The organism is Lacticaseibacillus mingshuiensis, assembly GCF_016861785.1.
Classification (GTDB): domain Bacteria; phylum Bacillota; class Bacilli; order Lactobacillales; family Lactobacillaceae; genus Lacticaseibacillus; species Lacticaseibacillus mingshuiensis.
This window is the reverse complement of the sequence record NZ_BOLS01000004.1, coordinates 81,667-100,666: the sequence shown is the minus strand read 5'-3', so window position 1 is coordinate 100,666 and position 19,000 is coordinate 81,667. Positions and strand designations below refer to the sequence as shown.

The 19,000-nt window shown below is 53.7% G+C and carries 11 protein-coding genes and 3 pseudogenes; 10 read left to right on the top strand and 4 right to left on the bottom strand.

Features of this window, described 5'->3' with window-relative positions:
* Nucleotides 1-136 precede the first annotated feature (136 nt).
* The 3 genes and pseudogenes from JUE67_RS03710 (at nt 137) to JUE67_RS03700 (ending at nt 2,885) form a co-directional block, all read left to right on the top strand.
* Entirely contained in the window at nt 137-523 is a 387-nt protein-coding gene (locus JUE67_RS03710; protein ID WP_203626250.1) for an NfeD C-terminal domain-containing protein, read from the top strand.
* A gap of 14 nt (nt 524-537) precedes the next feature.
* Nucleotides 538-2,028: pseudogene (locus JUE67_RS03705) on the top strand (flotillin family protein); the annotation flags it as partial.
* Nucleotides 2,029-2,045: 17 nt separating this feature from the next.
* Entirely contained in the window at nt 2,046-2,885 is an 840-nt protein-coding gene (locus JUE67_RS03700; RefSeq protein WP_203626251.1) for a hypothetical protein, read from the top strand.
* 625 nt (nt 2,886-3,510) lie between these two features.
* Here the strand turns inward: JUE67_RS03700 and JUE67_RS03695 are convergent.
* The 3 genes from JUE67_RS03695 to JUE67_RS03685 all read right to left on the bottom strand — a co-directional run bounded on the left by JUE67_RS03695 (nt 3,511) and on the right by JUE67_RS03685 (nt 8,430).
* Entirely contained in the window at nt 3,511-4,998 is a 1,488-nt protein-coding gene (locus JUE67_RS03695; protein WP_203636981.1) for a MutS-related protein, read from the bottom strand.
* Entirely contained in the window at nt 4,995-6,521 is a 1,527-nt protein-coding gene (locus JUE67_RS03690; RefSeq protein WP_203626253.1) for a MutS-related protein, read from the bottom strand. Before JUE67_RS03690 ends, JUE67_RS03695 begins: the two co-directional genes overlap by 4 nt.
* A gap of 220 nt (nt 6,522-6,741) precedes the next feature.
* Nucleotides 6,742-8,430, bottom strand: a complete 1,689-nt coding sequence (locus JUE67_RS03685) for an ATP-binding cassette domain-containing protein (protein ID WP_203626254.1) — start codon at nt 8,428-8,430, stop codon at nt 6,742-6,744.
* A 425-nt stretch (nt 8,431-8,855) separates the two neighbouring features.
* On the opposite strand from JUE67_RS03685, the gene JUE67_RS03680 reads away from it, so the two are divergent.
* From JUE67_RS03680 to JUE67_RS03655, 6 genes and pseudogenes are all read left to right on the top strand, one after another.
* Nucleotides 8,856-9,779: a helix-turn-helix domain-containing protein gene (locus JUE67_RS03680; protein WP_203626255.1), complete on the top strand. Its 924-nt coding sequence runs from the start codon at nt 8,856-8,858 to the stop codon at nt 9,777-9,779.
* Between the two features lie 380 nt (nt 9,780-10,159).
* Nucleotides 10,160-10,627: pseudogene (locus JUE67_RS03675) on the top strand (DUF8821 family protein).
* A complete protein-coding gene (locus JUE67_RS12880; RefSeq protein WP_203626256.1) occupies nt 10,617-10,904 on the top strand; it encodes an AAA family ATPase in 288 nt (95 codons plus the stop codon). Before JUE67_RS03675 ends, JUE67_RS12880 begins: the two are co-directional and overlap by 11 nt.
* Nucleotides 10,802-11,134, top strand: coding sequence for a P-loop NTPase family protein (locus tag JUE67_RS03665; RefSeq protein WP_203626318.1), 333 nt, complete (start codon nt 10,802-10,804; stop codon nt 11,132-11,134). Before JUE67_RS12880 ends, JUE67_RS03665 begins: the two co-directional genes overlap by 103 nt.
* Before the next feature lie 412 nt (nt 11,135-11,546).
* Complete coding sequence (locus JUE67_RS03660) at nt 11,547-13,157, top strand: ATP-binding cassette domain-containing protein (RefSeq protein WP_203636980.1); 1,611 nt, start codon at nt 11,547-11,549, stop codon at nt 13,155-13,157.
* Between the two features lie 10 nt (nt 13,158-13,167).
* Nucleotides 13,168-14,103, top strand: a complete 936-nt coding sequence (locus tag JUE67_RS03655; RefSeq protein WP_203626258.1) for a helix-turn-helix domain-containing protein — start codon at nt 13,168-13,170, stop codon at nt 14,101-14,103.
* Between the two features lie 478 nt (nt 14,104-14,581).
* Here the strand turns inward: JUE67_RS03655 and JUE67_RS03650 are convergent.
* Nucleotides 14,582-15,865: pseudogene (locus tag JUE67_RS03650) on the bottom strand (IS4 family transposase).
* A gap of 393 nt (nt 15,866-16,258) precedes the next feature.
* On the opposite strand from JUE67_RS03650, the gene JUE67_RS03645 reads away from it, so the two are divergent.
* On the top strand, nt 16,259-18,529 hold the full coding sequence (locus tag JUE67_RS03645) for a glycoside hydrolase domain-containing protein (RefSeq protein ID WP_225877873.1): 2,271 nt from the start codon (nt 16,259-16,261) through the stop codon (nt 18,527-18,529).
* Nucleotides 18,530-19,000: the final 471 nt, after the last annotated feature.

Below are 19,000 nucleotides of genomic sequence, written 5' to 3'. Positions count from 1 at the left end.
CGGAGCAAAATGTTATCCTGACCCCGTCTGGTTTGACTGCATTTTGGGGCCGCGGTCCGCACCCTTCAGTTGGGCGCCGCACCCTTTTCCAGTCGGGCTCCGCCGCGCACCCTTTTCCATGAAAGGAGGCTTTGCTATGGTTGATTGGTTCACTGCCTTGCCACTTTGGGGGCAGATCGGCGTCGGGTTGCTAGTGATAGCCGCCTTTGTCGCCGTGATCTGGATGTTGCTTTCGCTGGTTTTGCTGCCAGTGATCGCGTTGATTCAAAAAGCGCTTGAGCCGAGCGAAAACTCAACGGTCATGCCCGACCAGGATTATCTGCTGGGGACCCTGACCCTGGGGCTCGACGGCGTGCATACCGGTGAAGTGATGATCACCGGGGGCGGCCGGGCGCGCCAAACTTACCCGGCAAAGCCTTATGAGTCGCAGACCACCCCGCTGGCCAAAGGCGCACAGGTCGTCATCATTGAAGTCAAACAAGGTACCGCATATGTCAAAGCTCTCGTGTTACCGGGAGCATAAAGGAGGAGTCATCCATGGATTTTGCACCGCTTATCCCTTGGCTGATCGCAGCCATCGTCATTATTTTGATCTTCGCGTTTCTCGCCACGCACCGCAAGACGGCACTGCCTAACGAAGTGCTGATCATTTCCGGGGCGCTGATCTCCGGCAAGCACAGTTTCAAAGACGTCAACGGCAACCGTGTGAAACTCATCACCAACGGCGGGTCGTTCATTCTGCCGATTCTGCAGCGCTGGGACGTGCTCTCCCTGAACACGCGGACAATCGAAGTCTCCACCCCTGAAGTCTACACGCAGCAAGGGGTGCCGATCATCGTCAACGGGACAGTTATCCTGAAGATCGGCTCCAGCCAAGAAGAAGTCGCCACTGCCGCCGAACAATTTTTGGGCAAAAACGACGACCAGATCAACGCCGAAGCCACCGAGATCCTCGAAGGCCACTTGCGCGCGATCCTGGGCACCTTGACCGTTGAGGACACCTACCAGAACCGTGACGCCTTCGCGGAAAAAGTCCAAGACGTTGCCTCTTCTGACCTGGCCAAAATGGGCCTGCAGATCATTTCCTTCACCATCAAGGACATCGCCGATAACAACGGCTACCTCGATAGCTTAGGGAAAAAGCAGATCGCCGAAGTGAAGAAAAATGCAGCGATCGCCGAAGCAGCGGCCAACCGTGACACCCGGATCCAGCAAGCCCAGGCCGACCAGGAAGCCAAACAGCAAGAGATCGAGCGCCAGACCCAAGTCGCCGACGCCGAACGTGAACAGCAAGTCAAGCTGGCCGACTTCAAGAAGCAACAAGAGATCGCCCAAGCCCAAGCGGATCAGGCAGCCATCGTTGAACAGATGAAGGCCAAGCAGGTCCAAAAGGAAAAGGATATCGAACTGGCGCAAAAGGATGCCGAACTGCAAGAGCAGACCTTGACCGCCACCGTCCGCAAGCAAGCCGATGCTGATCTGTATAAGGCGCAGCGTGCTGCGGATGCGCAAAAAGCCACGCAGATCGCGGCGGCCGAAGCGCAAGCGAAGCAAGTCGAACTCGCGGCCGAAGCGGATGCCAACAAGATCAAACTGGCGGCCGAAGCGGAAGCGGAACGCACCACCAAGATTGGGTCCGCCCAAGCCGAAGCAACCACCGCAACCGGTCGTGCCGAAGCCGAAAAGACCAAGGCCATGGGGCTCGCCCAAGCGGAAGCCATTGCCAAGCAGGCGGAAGCCGCCAAGCAATTGGATGAAAGCGGCCGCTTCAAGATGACCATTGAGGCAATGCCGAAGATCATCGAAGCCGCAATGAGCCCGTACGCCAACGTCGATTCCATCAAGCTTTACGGCGATGGCGACCTGACCAATTCGACCAACGGCAGCCTCGTCAAGCAGCTCGATATGCTTAATGAAGTCGCCGGCATCGATATTCGCGGGATGCTCAATGGTGCCTTGACCCAGCAGGCCGGCAACAAGCCGGTGGTCAACGCCATTGAAAAAAAGACTGCGCCGAAGTCGACGCCTGATCAGAAGGACTGATCATGAACGCAATTTTCTGGCTCGCCGCCATCGCTTGGGGGCTGGTCTGGTTCTTCAACCACCAGCAGGAAGCCCGCACCCGCCGGAAAGAAGAAGAACAAAAACAGCGCATCCAGCAGTTGAACGCAGCGACGAAGGCCCGCAAGCAAACGCCGACCGCAGCTGAGATCACGGCCAGAGCTAAGCAACAGATTCAGCAAAGCGACCAGCGCGCCCAGCAAAACATTGACCGCGCCAAGGAGATCGTGCGCCAGTTCCAGGCGGCCCCGCAAAAACCGACCGCCACGGCACGCCCGACGCAACAAGCCCGGACAACCGCGGCACGCCCTGCTCAATCGGCCCGGCCAACTCAATCACAACCCGTCGCTCGCAATCAAGGCAAGCAGGCCGGACAAAACGCTGGCATCCAGCCGACCCGCCAAGCACAACCACAGGCCCGGACGTCACAACGCGCGCAACCTGCACGCCAGGCCCCGGCCCAAGCGAGCCAGCAAGTCCAGCGTGCGCGCCAAACGCAGCCTAGTACCCGACTGGCTCAACCGGCAACGCGCGTGAGCCAGTCGTCTCGCGGCCAGGCCAGCGCGCGCCAGCAGGGCCAAGCGAGCCAGGCGCAACATTCAACCCCGCTTCAACAACAGCGCCGCACCACGACCTCACGGACTAGCCATCCGACCCAAACGCTGACCGCCCCGCCGCAGCCATTCGTCCACGAAAGCGATCGCGATACCATGCGCATCGCAACGCAAACACACGAATCGGTGCTCCAACGGCAAGCCCGCCGGCAAAAAAGGTTGGTACCACCGAACAATCAGCTCAAATCACCACATGATCGGCTTAAGTAAGCTGTTTTCAGAAGATAGTAAAAGATCCGCCTTCGTAAATCTGAGGGCGGATCTTTTTTGTGTTTTGGTTCAAGTTGACCAGGGTGCCTCACCCTGTTAAAAGCCCGTCATATCAGTCTTTATCAATAACGTTATAGTGGTCAGATCGCTTGATTCATGTGATAATGGACCAGCGAAGAAGTTGATGCCGGTTGGCCTTTCCATCGTCTGGGGGTGGTACCTATGTGGGTACAGTTAGACTCTATGCGAAGGGAGGTGCCTTGTTGACGCTCGATGATGCAATCGACCTCCTCGTCCGACTGTTCGGCCTTATTAGGCTGGGTGGAAAGACTTGGAAAGAAATCGCGGAACTGAGAGGACACAAAAAGAATCGTCACCAAACTTCTAGCCGGAAGTAGACGATTCTCTGTGTCTTCGTAATTTATATCGGCCAGCCGTCTAACGGCTTCGTCAGAAAAGGTCGCGGAACCCGTGGCCTTTTTCTGTGGTTTGATTATAACATATCAAAACAGGCGACGTCACCAGTGCAACGACAAAACGACTGGCTTTCTGAGACAAATCTCTCTGAAAGCAGCTGTCACTCACACTGTTCGTCTGCCTAAGCCGGTGTGTTGGGACTGCGAGCTCACCGGTGCTTCTTTCGCAGCGCCCCAAATCGCCGATCAAAGATATCCTGGCCATAGCTGGTCGGAAGCGGCGCCCCTGCCATCAGTTTGAACGACCGACTTCCATCTTCCGCCCGCTCAGCCCGCAAAAATCGGACCGGCAGTGCCTCTTGCTGCAAAAGCTGCGTATATTCGAACTGATGGCTGACTGAAACGACTGTGCACCCCCGGCCAAGCAGTCCGCCGGTGATCTCAGAATTGATCTGCGACCCCTCGTGCTCATTTGTCGACGAAAAGGATTCGTTCATGAGCACCAAACTTTGCGGTGTCAACTGATCGACCAGCCCGCGCATCCGTTTGAGCTCCTCATCGAGTTTCTCGCTGACCACCTGCGCATCCTCTTCCCGCTTGAAATGGGTAAGCACTTGGTCAAAAGGCGGCAGGGTCATTTTTTCCGCGCAGACCGGCATCCCGGCTTCGCCCATCAACACGGCCTGACCCACCGCGCGCAAAAAGGTCGTCTTCCCGCCTTGATTCGCACCTGTGATGATCAGCCCGTGCCCAGGCGTCAGATCAAGCGCGTTGCCGATCACAGTGGAGACGTCGGGCTGGAGTTGCAAGACAGCATTGGTCAAGCCAGTGGCCGTGAATTTTGGGGCAGCCGTTGGGAAGACTTGTGGCCCGGTCAATGCCGCACTCAACTGACCGACTGCGATCAGCCAGCCCGTTTCAGCCTCCAGCTCGGCAAAAAAGTGGGCAAGGGCATGGTAGATCTGCATCATCGCCTTGGCGCTGGCATAACTCGCCTGATTTTCCACGCGCACCAGTGCCTTTGTCCCGTTATCGTCCCGGGCCGACAGGGTAAAGCTTGCCTTGCGCTTCCCCAGATGCAGCTGTTCGCTCACCCGATCGAGCAGACGATGGACATGTTGCACCTCGCGCTCGCCGACATCACTGCCTAAGCTCGCGCTGAGCCGGCCTTCGACTGCATACACGCGATTGTCACTCAGATCCGCGAGCAGACTCTGCATTTTCGCCAACCGGCCATCGCCGAATTGCGTCGTCAGCGTCTGGTGAAAAGCCGTCAGCCCCGCCGGCCAAGGCGCAGGGGGTAATGGCAACGCACGAATAGCCGCAACGCCCTTGAGATAGCGCGCACACAGACTGCAAGTGCTGGACAGCGAGTAAGCCGCGGCCTGCGTCCCAACAAGCCAGTTGTTGCGCCGCACCTCTGCGCCCGTGTCCTTCGCAAGCTGATGCACCTGGCGAAAATAGTCGAGGTGCTGGGTCGCATACGCCGCCATTTGCTGGCGATACACCAGCGTTGCCGCATCCGTGACCGGTTCAAACCAACTGCGGGTCACGACCTGCGCCAGATCCCGCTGGCCATCAAGCGCCGCCTCAAGAATCGGCTGCATTTCCAGATCTGCAAACACCGCGCGTTGTGCCTCAGTCGGCGTCCACTGCCCGGTCCAATCAAGCCGTTCACCAAGCAATCCAACATTCATGGCTGTGCCTCCTTCAAAATATCGGCGCTCCGCAAGCCGTATTGCGCAAGCAGTGACAACGCGTAGGCCTGCCCATCAGGTTGTGTCCGAACGACTTTGTATGTTCGAGCGGTAGAGCCAGACGCAACCTGACTCATCATTGGCACCACGTTTGGCAGCGTGGCTAAACTGTCCAAAAAAGTGACATAGATGCCTTTTGCCCCGCGCGCGGCCAACAGCGTCAGGACCTCGCGCCCCATTTTCTCCGCATCAGCCGCAGTGGTTGAGGAAAACAATTCGTTCATGATCACAAAACTGCCCGCATCGCTGGCGTTGACGATCTCATAGATACGGTCGACATCGGCCGCCAGCAGACCGGTGAGTTTGGCGGCACTCTCCGCCCTCTCAAAATGCGTGAAGAGCTGTGTTTTGAGGCCCAGCGCGGCATCACGGCCAGGAATCGGGATGCCCAGTCGGTACAGATAATAATTTTCACCAACCATCCGCGCGTAGGTCGTCTTCCCGCCTTGATTGGGCCCAGAGATAATGAGAAACTGTTCGTCTGCCGCCAACCGATAGTCGTTCGTCACGATGCCATGCCCGCGCTGCGCCGCCAATGCCAGATCAAAGCTGGCTTGCACCTGTTCTGTGGCGCCCGGACCCGCCGCCGTGGGTAGGCAAAACGGCAAATCGTAAGCCGCACCGAGATGTTTTTCAAACGCCTGCACGGCCAAATAAAATGGCACCTCTGCCGCTACGGTGTCCAGCACCTCATCCTGCGCATTCAAATATTGCCGATAAAAGGCCAGCAGTTTCGCAAATGCCTCGGGAAAGACTTGGCGAAGCGCCCGCAGAATCATGGCTTGAAGATTGCTGACGCCAAGCTCCGTTTCGGGCGGTTCGATCGCCGAGAAATCATCATCATTCGCCTGGTCCGCCAGCATCGGCGCAAATACGCCGCCGATCGACTCGTGCAGGCCATCAGTAAATCCCGTTGTCTCCTCGACCGTCACATGCAGGTCATCGATCACCAGCCGATAGCGAAGTGCGCCGAGTGCCTGCTGAATCGCAACCAGCGCGCTTTCCAATTTCTGGATTCCCGGCTGGGCAAAATAGTCAGTAAGATATCCCTGCAATCCTAGCAACGCCGCACTTTGGCAGTGACTGGCCGCAAGCTGCGTCGCGAGATCGTGCAGTGCCGCCTGGTTGCGCTTCAGCCGAATCAGCAGTGTGTACCATTTCACCTCATCCTCATACACACGGGTCACCCGCCCGACATAGGCCTGATGCGGTTCATAATTTTTGCTGAAAGCTGTCAGCGCAGCGTGTACTTGCGAATCAGCGAGGTCCGCGAAGACTGCCTGCCGATACGTGATCTCATCCGCCGTGGTCAGCGGGCGCAGCAAAAACTCGTCCAGTGGCTGGGCAGTTAGCTGTTGAATCGCATGAAAGACCTGATCCAGATGAAGATCCGTTAGCATCGCCTTGCCAGACACCCTAATATCCGGCGGCTTGGCAGCGGGGAACAAAAGACTTTTGAACATCGCACTCACAACTCCTTTTTTATACAAAAGACGCCTGTTGCACCGCCCTTCAGTGAGGGGCGGCGCAGCAGGCGTCATTACGAGTATCTCGTGTTTTCGGCGAACGTCATCGCCATCTATTGATTTCATCGCTACTTTAACACCGTGCGGAGGGGGCTGCAAGGGGTAGTTCGGCCAAGTATGCCCCGCCCTCATCCACTGATGCATCGTTCAGGCTAAACTACACAGCCAATTCCTCATGCGTCAGCTCGAGCTCCGCCAGTGCCGCTGCGACTGCTGGCGCTGTACTCTGCCCCGTGGCGATGATCTGCCCGCCATGCATGACCACGATCATGTCGGCCGCCGCAAACGCCGCCTGATCGTAGGTGTGCGTTACCAGCAAGAACCCCTGTGGCATGGCAAACAGATCGTGCAGGAGCCCAGCGGCCACATGGGGATCGAGCCCCGTGGTCAGCTCATCAAAGACAAAGTAATCGTAGTGGCGCAGATACAGCCGGGCTAGGGCCAGTCGCTGTTTTTCACCACCCGACAGAATCGGGTTCGCCTCGCTGACCGCCGTGTCGAGCCCGTGGCGCGCCAGCCACTCCCCCAACCCGGCACGCGTCATCGCCGCCGTCATTTGCGACTCTGAGAAAGCTTGCGTAAAGAGGCTGAGATTCTCGCGAACCGTCCCTTCAAAAATATGTCCCGACTGCACCAACATCCCCACCTCGCCGTACACCGAACTGCGAGGCAGCTCAGAAGCCGGCTGGGCAAACAGGTCGGCTCGGCCACTCGTCGGTGCGATCTCGCCAAGCACAAGCCGCAACAAGGTGGTCTTACCGCTGCCACTTGCGCCAACGACCAGGACTTTGGCCGTTGGCGGCAGCGTTAGGTTAAGATCCACAAGCACCGACTGATCCGCCAGCGTATAAGAAGCGTGATCGAGGCTGACCAACGGCTGAGTCAAGGAGACCACCGACGCACTCGTTTCGACCGACACCGGCGTTTTCAAGAAGGCAGCCAGCTTGTCTGCGGCGCGCATCCCGCCGATCATCGTGGGAATATCTTGGGTCAACGACATCATCGGAAACGTCAGGTAGCCGGTCAATGTGCTGAAGACGACCATCTGCCCCATGTCCATCGCCCCGCGCTGGACCATGATCGCGCCGATGAACCATGCGGCAATGTAGGTCAGATCATTCAACAGGGTCGACACACCGAAGCTGATGGCCTCGATGCGTGTGTTGCGTAGCTTAGTTTGCACCAAGTGGTTATTGACCCGGGCATGTTCGCGGCGTGCCGACCGCCCCGCCAACGCAAATTTGATCGTGTCAAACCCCGCCAGCAGATCCGTCGCCTTGGCCGTATACCGATCGATTGCGGCGACTTGCGCATCGGAGGCAGCGTTCAAGATTTTTTTCAGGGCAAACGGAAACAATAGAGACGGCACACTCATCACTAAAATGATCAGGGTAATGAGCGGGCTGATGCTGAGCGTGGCGATCATTGCGAACAGCATCTGCGCCGAGATATAAAACAGCCACAGCGCCTCACCAAAGAAGCTCTCCGTGACATTATCTAGCTGCTTCGTCAGCTTCCCGATCATCGTCCCCACGCCGACCTCCGCGAACGCGCTGGGCGCCAGGGCCAACGCATGCGTCATCAGATCCGCGCGCGCCCATCCCGCCGCCTGCAATTTGAGCCGGGGCCTGAGATACCGGTCCGTGCCGCCCACCGTATCCATCACAATCGAATACAGGACGAAAAATCCGCCCAGGGCCACCAAACTCCCATTGCGTTTACCAGTGGCAATGTCGACGATCAGCTGCAGCAAAAAACTCCACCCGATATAACCGCACACGGACATGACAGCCACAGTCAAAGTCAGGGCAAATTGGCCCCGCTTTTTTGTCAGATATTTGAACATGTAATTCTCCCCGTGTGGTCAATTCACGGGATAAAAATAGCGGCCCCACGAGACTACGACCGCAATCAAAGGGGGGAGACATCGTGCATTAGACCACACAAATCCAATCACACCAAAATACGGTGTGGCTTGAGACTTTGCAATGGGCTAATTAGTTACGCACGATCGAATCCCTCTTTCCGTTTTTGATTAGCTTCATCTTACGCGCTGGCTGATCTGAGAGCAATACATGATCTCAGGTAAATTGGCTGTGTAAATCTTTGGAAAAACGGGATATTATCAGCAGTGCACGGCTAGCAGTCGCTCAAGCGGGCCAACTCAAGCACTGCTTGATAGGCAAAATAAAGGACTGGTGCGATGCTTAGGTCAGCGTTCAACCAACGCAAAATCAATTATCGATCTCATTGATCGAGGAGGTAGTCTCCATGGAAGTCTTTAACGCAGAACGAATTGGGCAGACGATCGCCGCGGCCCGCAAACAGAAGAACATGACGCAAAGTGCCCTAGCCGATGAACTGGGTGTCAGCTACCAAGCCGTCAGCAATTGGGAACGCAGCCAAAGCTTGCCGGATATCGATAAGTACGAGACCCTTGCCAAGGTGCTCGACTTGCCCCTGGCGCAACTCTTGGGCAGTCAGGCCGCGCGTACCGTGATCCAGGTGGCAAGTGCCGCCCCGCTTGATGCCACAACACTACAGGATGCCGCGCCGGTCATGACCCCCAAGCAAGTCGAGGCCAGGGCCGACGCAAAACAGTTGACGCTGGCCGAACTGGTGCCGCTCGCCCCATTTTTAAGTAGCACCACCTTAGTCGAAGGAATCAAGGCAAATTCGGCGACCCCAACATTTCTCGATGACCTGCAGAAACTGGCACCCTTTCTTCAGAGTAGCGACCTCGAGCACCTGATCGCCCAATATGTGACACCCAAGTTGCCAGATACCGTTACCACAGTCATCGCCTTGGCGCCATTTCGAAGCAGTGCCGCCAACAACGCCACGCTGGCGAGCCTGCACGACCAAAACATCCCCCTCAACTTGTTGCAGAAGTTATTCCCATTTGTCGCGAACCAGACACTGGCCGCATTTGTCCAGGAAGCCGGCACGGACGCGCAAGTGATCAAAGCCGCCGCACCATTTTTGACCAAAGAGCAGAACAATGCCGTCTTTGCGCAAACGGCTAAACGCGACCCGCAGAACAAACTGTTACAAGCCCTGGCACCATTTGTCAGCGAAGCGCAGTTGACCGCGCACATCCACCGCCTCGCGGAAAATGGTGCGGAGGAACAGATCAGCTCCTTCATGCCATTTTTGTCAGAGGCAGCGATCATCCAATTAGTCAAACAGTCATAAATCCAAAAAAATAGTCCTCAACCGGCATATTCGGGCTGAGGACTATTTGATATGTTGAGCCAAGCGGGGTAAGCCACTTGGAGAGCACATGGGGTTGTGCAAACAATATGTGGTGAAGACTGGGAGATCCATACCACCTTTGCCATTATCAAGATAGTTGTGTGAAAACGCAAGGAAAAATCAGTCTCATAATTGAGAAATTTGTTGCGCAGATTTTGAGATATCGAAGGGCTAATAACCGGCGTGACTGCCAACGGCTTTTTCCTGCCAACATGACGGGGCGTATTCGTGTCGCACCCGTCTCGGCGTGTTGCCAGTCCCCAGCCGATAGCGTACAATCCATTCCATAACGACCACTTCTTTGATAAATGGAGGCACTCATGTCATATCAAGTCGATTTTAAAAACGTAGATACCGTTGGCCTCACCTCGTCGCCTGTGGCCACGGCCTTTGCCGGGCTGCGCGCCAATGAAGCCCGCTATTTCTGGAATAAATATAAAGTCGTCTTCACGACCGAACCAGCGGCTGAGCGGCCAGATCTGGTGGCACGCGTGGCGACGATCTTGAAAGAACGCGACTTAGTGTTGCCCTATCGTCCGCTTGAAGTCGCCGACCTGACCGTCGATGGCGTGCGCTGGACCTATGTCTTCTATGAAAATAGCCTGGCGATCAATATTTTGTACACCCTTGCCGCGGGCGGGAAACGCGCAGTTGGCTTCAAGCTCACCGATGGCATGGAAGTGCCGGCGTAATTAGCCGACAAGTTCAAGTTCGCGCATCAAAAGTCCGCGTTGGCTGGCGTCATTCGCGGGTCGTTCTTTGTGATCAAAGGCACTTATGACGAATAAGCACCCAGCACCGATCTTGGTTCTTCTTCGCGGCAATTCCAGCAGTGGAAAAACGTATCTAGCCAATCAGCTGCAAGAAGCACTAGGCACGAACGCTTGTCTTTTGATCAGTCAGGATGTGATGCGACGCGAGATTATGCACGCCAATGACCACGCAGCCACCCAGCGGCCGCCATGCTCGAAGCGATGGTCTGCGCGGCTACGAGTTATTATTCTGTTATCATCCTCGAAGGTATCCTCAGGCGCGATGTTTACGGCAATATGCTGGTACATCTGATTGACCTCTTTTCAGGACGAGCGCTCGTTTACTATCTGGATCTGCCATTTGCCGCGACCCTACGCAACAATCACCAAAAGGCTCACCCGTTTGGCGCAGCCACACTTAGCACTTGGTGGCGGGCAAATGATGTACTAACGACAAACGACACAAGGTTGAAACTTGAAGACAATACCGCCCGATTTCTTGCGGACATCGCCCGCCTACAACAAACCGATTCTCACTTGTAATAGAAGAAACCAAGTAGCTTCGAACAGTATGGGTACAGAAGCTAAACTGAACTTACCCCTTTTTCAATTGCAAAACCTTCATCCAGTCAGCAAGCCACCTCACAGACTAAATAAATGTCTCGCCTTCTAAAAAAGATGTCAGAAGTTTTGAAAAAGCCTCGACCATTTCAGTGATGATTTGTTGTTCCACAGATGACAAGAGCGTTTCCTCCTATTCACTTAGAATGTTTATATAGCAATTAACATTCTAGCGCTGGAGGGAGCGCTCTTTTTTTCTGGGCACTTCACGCCAACTTTGAGTTTACATATCCGAGAGAAACGGTACGCTAGTTTCAGATGCAGATATGCATTTTTCGTGAGACAAGAATCCGTAATCGTCTAAGCTGACCCTAACTTGATTGGAGGGGTCTTCATGCTTTTTCATTACTTTAAAACTGGTTGGCGGTCGAATGTGCCAGTCGTCCTATTGATGGCAGCGTGTTCTGCGCTTCGTGTCACCCACGCGTTGCTCAACGCAATGATTCTCACCGCGCTTGTCGCCAGGAAATTCGATTGGTTCCTGACGATCATGCTGGTCGATGCCGCGGTGTTCCTCGCGCTGTGCCTGCTTCTAGTTCTGACTGGGTATCTGCGGGCTCTGGCAGTCCAGCAGATGAGCATTCGAATGCGGCAGGACATTACGACTCGGTTGACCGCCGCCAGCTTTCAGGAGTTTCGCGCCCATCTCACTGGCACCTATGCGTCATGGCTGACCAACGACATGACCTTGATCGAGCAAAACGGTTTTGATTCCTGCTTCGACTGCGCCCAGACCGTTTTCGATCCCTTATTTTCTGTGATCGCGTTACTCAGTTTCCACTGGTCCCTGTTGGTGGTCGCGCTGCTCGTCGCCGCCCTCACCGTATTTGCCCCGCAATTGTTCCGGCGGGGGCTCAAGTCCCGGAGCCTAACCACCACGCGTGAGGCCGAGAACTTTACCGCCACTGTGACTGATCAGTTGCAGGGCTACCCGACACTCTTTGCGCTGGGGTTGGAGGCAAGACTGACGGCCAAAATCACCGCCGCGGCCACCAAGTTAATGCACGTCAAGCTACGTCAAGTCAAAATTGAGCAATGGGCCACCAACACCGGTGGTTACCTGAATATCCTCGGCCAGATCGCCATCTACGCGTGGTCCGGCCTGCTGTTCATCCACAACCTGGTTCCAATCGGTGTGGTCAACTCAGGGGGCAATCTCTCTTTCAATATATTGAATTCGTTTGCCGCGTTTGGTCCTACCCTGGCGCGGATGACCGCGTTGACACCCGTGCTTGCTAAATACGGGCTCGATTCCACAACTGTCCAAGCCGGGCTCGAGTCCGCCACACCCGCACCGGTCGGGCCCGCCGCCCTAGCTGTGACGGGGCTGAGCTACGACTACGGAGATCATCGTGGCCTGGCTCCACTGACCGTAGCCATCCCCGCCGGCAGTAAGGTTGCCGTCACAGGACCCAGTGGCGCAGGGAAGTCAACGCTGATGAGCATCCTGATTGGCAAGCTGACCGACTACCACGGCACCATCACCATTGACGGTCACCCGCTGACTAGCCTGTCGCGGGCAGACCTGCACCGTCATCTGCTGTATGTTGATCAGACACCCTACTTGTTCAACGGCACCCTGCGAGAAAATTTGACGTTAGGGCAGTCCTTCAGCCCAGAAGCCATCATGCAGGCGCTGAAGGATGCGGACCTTACCAACGTTGTGGCTAACCTCCCACAAGGGCTCGACCAACCCGTTGGCGAAGGCGGTCACGCCCTTTCTGGTGGTCAAAAGCAGCGCGTGGCAGTTGCCCGAGGCTTGTTGCAGGCGACCGGGCATGCGATCTTACTACTCGATGAGCCGACCAGTAGCCTAGAGGAACAAGAAGCCCTAGGAGTCGAGGATGCCCTGCTCAGCAAGTCGGAGCTGACCGTCGTATTGATCACCCATCAGCTACATCAGGCCAACCAAGCACGGTTCGATCAGATCATCGCCTTAAAATAGGAGGTTCACCATGGAATACGGCACCGTCATTCGTCAAATCAGACTGAGTCAACATCTGCGCATGCAGGATCTGGTCGACTCGGAGCTGTCCCAGCCAATGTTGTCCCGCGTTGAGCGTGGCGAGGCCGATCTCACCCTGGCCAAATTTACCCATCTATTAAATCGTCTCCACATCCTGCCCAGCGAGTTTTTCCGGTTGGCAGCCGCTGATACCCCAACCTCCGGATCGACCTTCCGCGGTGAATTTGCCGACTTTTGGCAATATTGGTTGACGCCAGAGGCTCTCACGCCGGCACAGTTGCCGCAAACGTTGACCCAGGCTGAGGCTATGGTCCACCGCGACCAAGCCGCTTACCACGCCCAGCCGACCCGCTGGCAGCTAATCGCCTTGCGCATGGCCGAGGTCCATCTCAACAATGTTCGCCGGCACTTTCCTGATTTGACGCCGCTGCCAGTCGATCTCACAGTCATTCAGCATTACCTCCTGAACTTGGACACTTGGACGACTTTCGACATTCTGGTATATGGCTTCTTTTCGCTGGTGTTTCCGCCAAGCGTCAATATGCCCTTACTAAAAACCGCCGCGACCCATGTGCCAGAAGCAACGGTGCTTGAAGGCGGAACAAGCGCCTTGCTTGAGATCACCTTCACCCAATTTCAAGTCTTCATGGCCGCCAACAAGCTAGACGCGGCTGCGGCAACAATCGAGATCGAAGCGACGCTCGCCAAAAAAGCGGACGCGCTCGCCTACACGATTGTCGCCCGCTTCATGGGTGGCTGGTTAACTTACATGACGCGATCCAAATCGGACGGCAAAAAACAGATGCAGGATTCACTCACTCTGTTCAAAACGCTTGATCAGCCCGCCTTGGCGATCCGGTTCGGTCAGCTTTATCACATCCGAGCGGAGTTGGACCGCTCGGTTGAGCCGGATCTGGTCTTATAACTCTCGCCACTTTTGCGCCGGAATGGTGTGCCTACCGGGCCACAATCTCATCGAGAAAATTTGCTGAAAAGGCATTGATCAGCGGCACTTGATGGTCGGGGCACTCAGGAACGACACAGCAATTTGATTGCTCTCATATAGCTGCACGACAGCACCGGATCAATATCTTATAGCTCATTTCTGATGAGCGTTTCTACTTGTCTGCCAACAGCTTACGTACCGCGAATGGACAATTTTTTTTGTCTTGGTGTAGCCAATATTAAGTGATTCCCGTAAATGATTTGATGAAGATTCAGGATGCCGGTGTGCCAGCCATTCTAAGAGATCAAAACGACTAATATATTTCCAACTAATGGTTGAAAGACGTTAAAAAGACCTCACCCGTTGAGGGACAAGGCATCTCAGACAATAAGTACGAAATCCGCTTCAAGCCACATGGAGCTGGGACAACTTTTTCTTCCGGGCCTTTTTGGCTAAACTAATCAAATATCGCGGCCACGGCGTCACCGGCATCTTCTGACTGAGCACCTAGACCTATCAGCTGTTCCATTAACCACCGTAAAGCTTTCGCTAGGCAGAGCGCGACCAAAATCATAAAATAAGTCACCTAGTGTTCGCTCATCGATGTTCTTACGTTGATTCAATGCCAGGATATCGTAACTCATTGTGACCATCGCGAGATGCCCACAGAGACCGTCGTAGCTCTGTACTTGCGCATGATCGAATTGGAGGTACTGTTCACCGACCTAGAAGAAAACCTCGATCTGCCAGCGCCGACCATATAGTTGAATGATCTGTTCTGGACGTAGACTGGTTTTCGTTGTTCCTAGAACTAAGGAGCGGCTGGCATCACCGCGGTTCATCACAAACACTAATTTGACGGGTACTACTGCGCCATCGACCTTAAAGTTCACGATGGGACAATACAGATAATCGTTGTTTACTGGCCTCTTACTGCGCCGTAATAATTGACACAGTGAGTTTACGTTCATTTGGCGACTACGGTAGCGGAAATATACTTTCTCAGTCCGCTTGAGCCTACCCACGCCATCGAGGCCGCGTTGAGGCAAGGCCGAAAACATGTGCGGTGAGGTGAACCAATTATCAAAAAGCACATATCTAGCACGCCTACCGGCATTAAGGGCGTCATCCACCAGTTCAAGGGCAACATCATTCATCTTACGACGGGCTTGGTGGCGTCGCTTAGCTACCAATGTTCGCTCGTCGCAGTCGCGCATTGGCGCAAGCTGATTTTGGGATTGCCTGGATGACATCAAGGCAAGGTTTAGTGGTAAGAAGGTATTACCGTCAGTCCAACCCAGCGTCAAAGCACGGAAGCCCTTGTAGTACCGCTGGTTATCGTGGTCAAAGACCCGGGCCAACAATTCAGTGTGCTTCGAGAACTCGCACTTGAACAGTGAATCATCAATGATCAATGCTTGCGCACGATGCGCATCGGCGAAGTGTTAGACGAAATTGATCAAATGGATCGCCATTAGCAGAACCAGGCGTGCCAGTTCGTGCGCATGTCGTTGAGACAATTACGCACCGTTTTGGCCGTGAACGTTGGATCGATATCGGCCCGCTCGAACGAGTACCGGGCAAAGATCGTGCCAAGCACCCAACCAAAGAGCCGCGCGACCTGGACGCCTTTAGTTTTATGAATATTCGCCTAGCGTAAGATATGACCGAGCTGGACCAATTTGGCAAAATGATGCATCGAACGGTAAAAATCAGTAGCCGGTTGTTGTTTAGTTGTCATGGACATGAATTCTACTTTGCATCTTGGTTTTCGTCGACTCAAGTATACTGATGCGGAGTGGTTCGTGTCTATTTTTATACACGAGATCCCTGACGCACCGGGTCCTCGCTTGAATATCAACTTTTAACCTTTAGAGGGTTCTTATCGCTGACGCGTATGAACCGAAACTCGCGCTCGGGCAACGATTTTTTTGAACCGGTTGGAAATCAGTTTATCAGGTGCAGACAAGAAACGCCTCGCGCCGTCAGTGTAAGCGTATTATTTTTTAATTTACATTTGCGGACGTTGACTTCATAATGAATGTGTTCGAATAGTATCGATTTTCATTCTACCGGTTGTAACTTTTCGTAATCAATTGTTGTCCAAAAGGAGGAAGCTCTAATGGCTGATTAAATGGTTCTTGAAGTGCAAAATTGGCTCAATGACACTTACGCTGATGTGTCCGGATTTGAGAAAGCACCGACTGACGGTATGACAGGCTGGCCAACTATTTATAGTTTGCGAATGGGACTCCAGCATGAAATCGGTATAGCAAGTCTAGCTGAAGGGTTCGGTGATCAAACTAAAGCTGCACTCATACCTGTCGTACCAGAACTAAAATCTGGGTACACAGCAAAGCCGAATATTACCAAGCTGATCAAAGGCGCATTTTGGTGTAAGGGAATTTCCCCCGGCGATTTTACCGATACTTACGGTTCCTCACTCGTTTCTGCAATTGAAGAACTTCAAACCGACGCCGGCCTTACGGCGAATGGGACCGTAACCGTAAATCTCATGGCAGCGCTCTTTGATATGAGCGCCTTTGTTCTCGTGCTAGGCGGCGACCCGGTTGTGCGGAGCCTACAACAATGGCTAAACGCACAATACAGCACCAATATGGGAGTTTTGCCTTGTGATGGCATCTATCAACGGGATACTAATGTTGGCTTGATTTACGCTCTTCAGATTGCTCTTGGGCTGGCTCCCGACACCGCTAATGGTACCTTTGGCCCGCAAACCGATGAGCTTCTTAAAAGTGTATCTCTGAGTGTTGGCGACACCAGTGATATCGTGCGTATTCTTGAATATGGCCTGTATCTCAACGGTTACTACACCGGAGACTTTGGCACAACCTACACAACAGCTACGGCCAATGGCGTAAAAGCCTTCAGTCAATTTATGCACTACGACAATCCGTCAACAACCGCTAACTACACGGTGATTAAAGGTCTGGTAACCAGCAACGGGGACACAAGTCGAAACTCTACTGCCATGGACTGTGCTACCCAACTTGGAGCCGCAGATGTCGCAAATATGGTTTCGATTGGGTTCACTTATGTCGGCCGCTATTTAACCGGTACCGTGGGAACCGGCGAGAATGAAACCCCAAAGTTTCTCACAATTCCTGAATGTCAGGCTATTGTTGACGGTGGGATGCGGTTTTTCCCGATCTATGAAGATGGTGGGTATACACTAGACTACTTCACCGCAGCGCAGGGGTATCTTGATGCTAACGTTGCTGCGCAAGCCGCCTTCAACCTGCGTCTTCCGCGCAATACAGTGATCTACTTTGCGGTTGATGTTGATGCCCAACAAGGCGACATTGACAGTAACATCCTGCCTTATCTGAAAGCGGTCGTATCCGGATTAGCCATTAGTCCCTATACCGCAGGCGTTTATGGTACACGAAACGTTTGCCTCAACGCACAGTCACAAGCTGGCTATAACTACAGCTTCGTCGCCAATATGTCTTATGGTTGGAGTGGAAACCTCGGCTTTAAGATGCCATCTAATTGGGCCTTTGATCAGTTTGTCGAATATACGGCATATGGGATTGATATTGATCAAGATGCCGCCTCTGGACTTGATGGAGCCGTGACAGGATTAGTGCCCGCAATTGGCTTAAATGCCACTACGCTTGAACAAATGTCTGAAATCGAGGCTGTCGCGGTCGACTATATACAGGATACTGGAGCTACGCTTAGTGTTCTAAAACTGGTAGCGGAATTCTATCAGCACTTCCGTTATGGTGGCGCCACATGGACCGTTTTTACGGGATTGCCTGATGATGCCTGGCTTACCTATTGCGAACAAAGTACCAGTATCACTCATGACACCCAACTTCTCGATCTGGTCGACCCAATCTCTGGCAATGTTATTGATTTACAACATTTGATGGCATCACTAAACGCCCTGCTATCCATAAACATCCTGACGACCATTTTTCCAATTGAGGACTATGCAGGTTGGGCCGGTGACCTTGTAACAGCGGCAGGGCAGGCCGTAGCCAACAAAGACAAATTTTCTAGTGTCACCGATGCAGCTGAATACTACATTGCAACGCCTCATACTGACTCATCTTTTAGCGTGAGTGATTTTCTTGCTGACATAGACGCCATTAACTTACGCGTACTTTCTGAAGAAAATAGCGATAGTCTCGTTACTACGTTATTTGACGACTACTATTCATCCGACGTATCCTCTCGTATTCCTAGCGTATTAACTAGCCGCTTTGGCACGACAACTGACGACGTCACGCTGGCTGCCCTTGAATATTTAGCACCCGCTGATCCGGCTTTGAAATCAGCCCTAACTATATTAACGGTCGCCTTAGGAGTCCAAAACTTTCAGGGATACGAGCCAGAGATCGCAGCCGCTGTTGCTGCAACGCTTCTCAACTATTAGATTATCAATCAGCAAATTTCCGAATCACAGTCCGCCATTCCATGATTACTAAATTTCAAGTAAATCTGTCAAAGTTCTACTTTCTTCGGAGTCGCCGATTGAGCTCTTTATAAGCAACACGAGCGGCTTGTTTGCGCCGTATCCAATTTGCTCCGATACCCCCTTTTATAGTCCTGAAGAGGCAATATCGGACGCCCGCCCAAACCCAGGAAAAACAAATCACCACTGCAATCGCCAGCATCGCGTACAGGCTTAGTGAAAGAAGCCACGCAGCCACTTCCCACAGTGTCCAAAAAACCCATAGAGCCCATTCAGGCCACATGACACATGCCCCCCAATGTACTTTCATCTCTTTTACACTAACAATTCCGGGCGCTTTTTGAAGCCTTTGTTTTTGTCCATTAAGTTAAACATACCCCGTTGCGACACAGGCAGGAGTACACGCAAATTTTAGGCAAATGTAAGAACCGC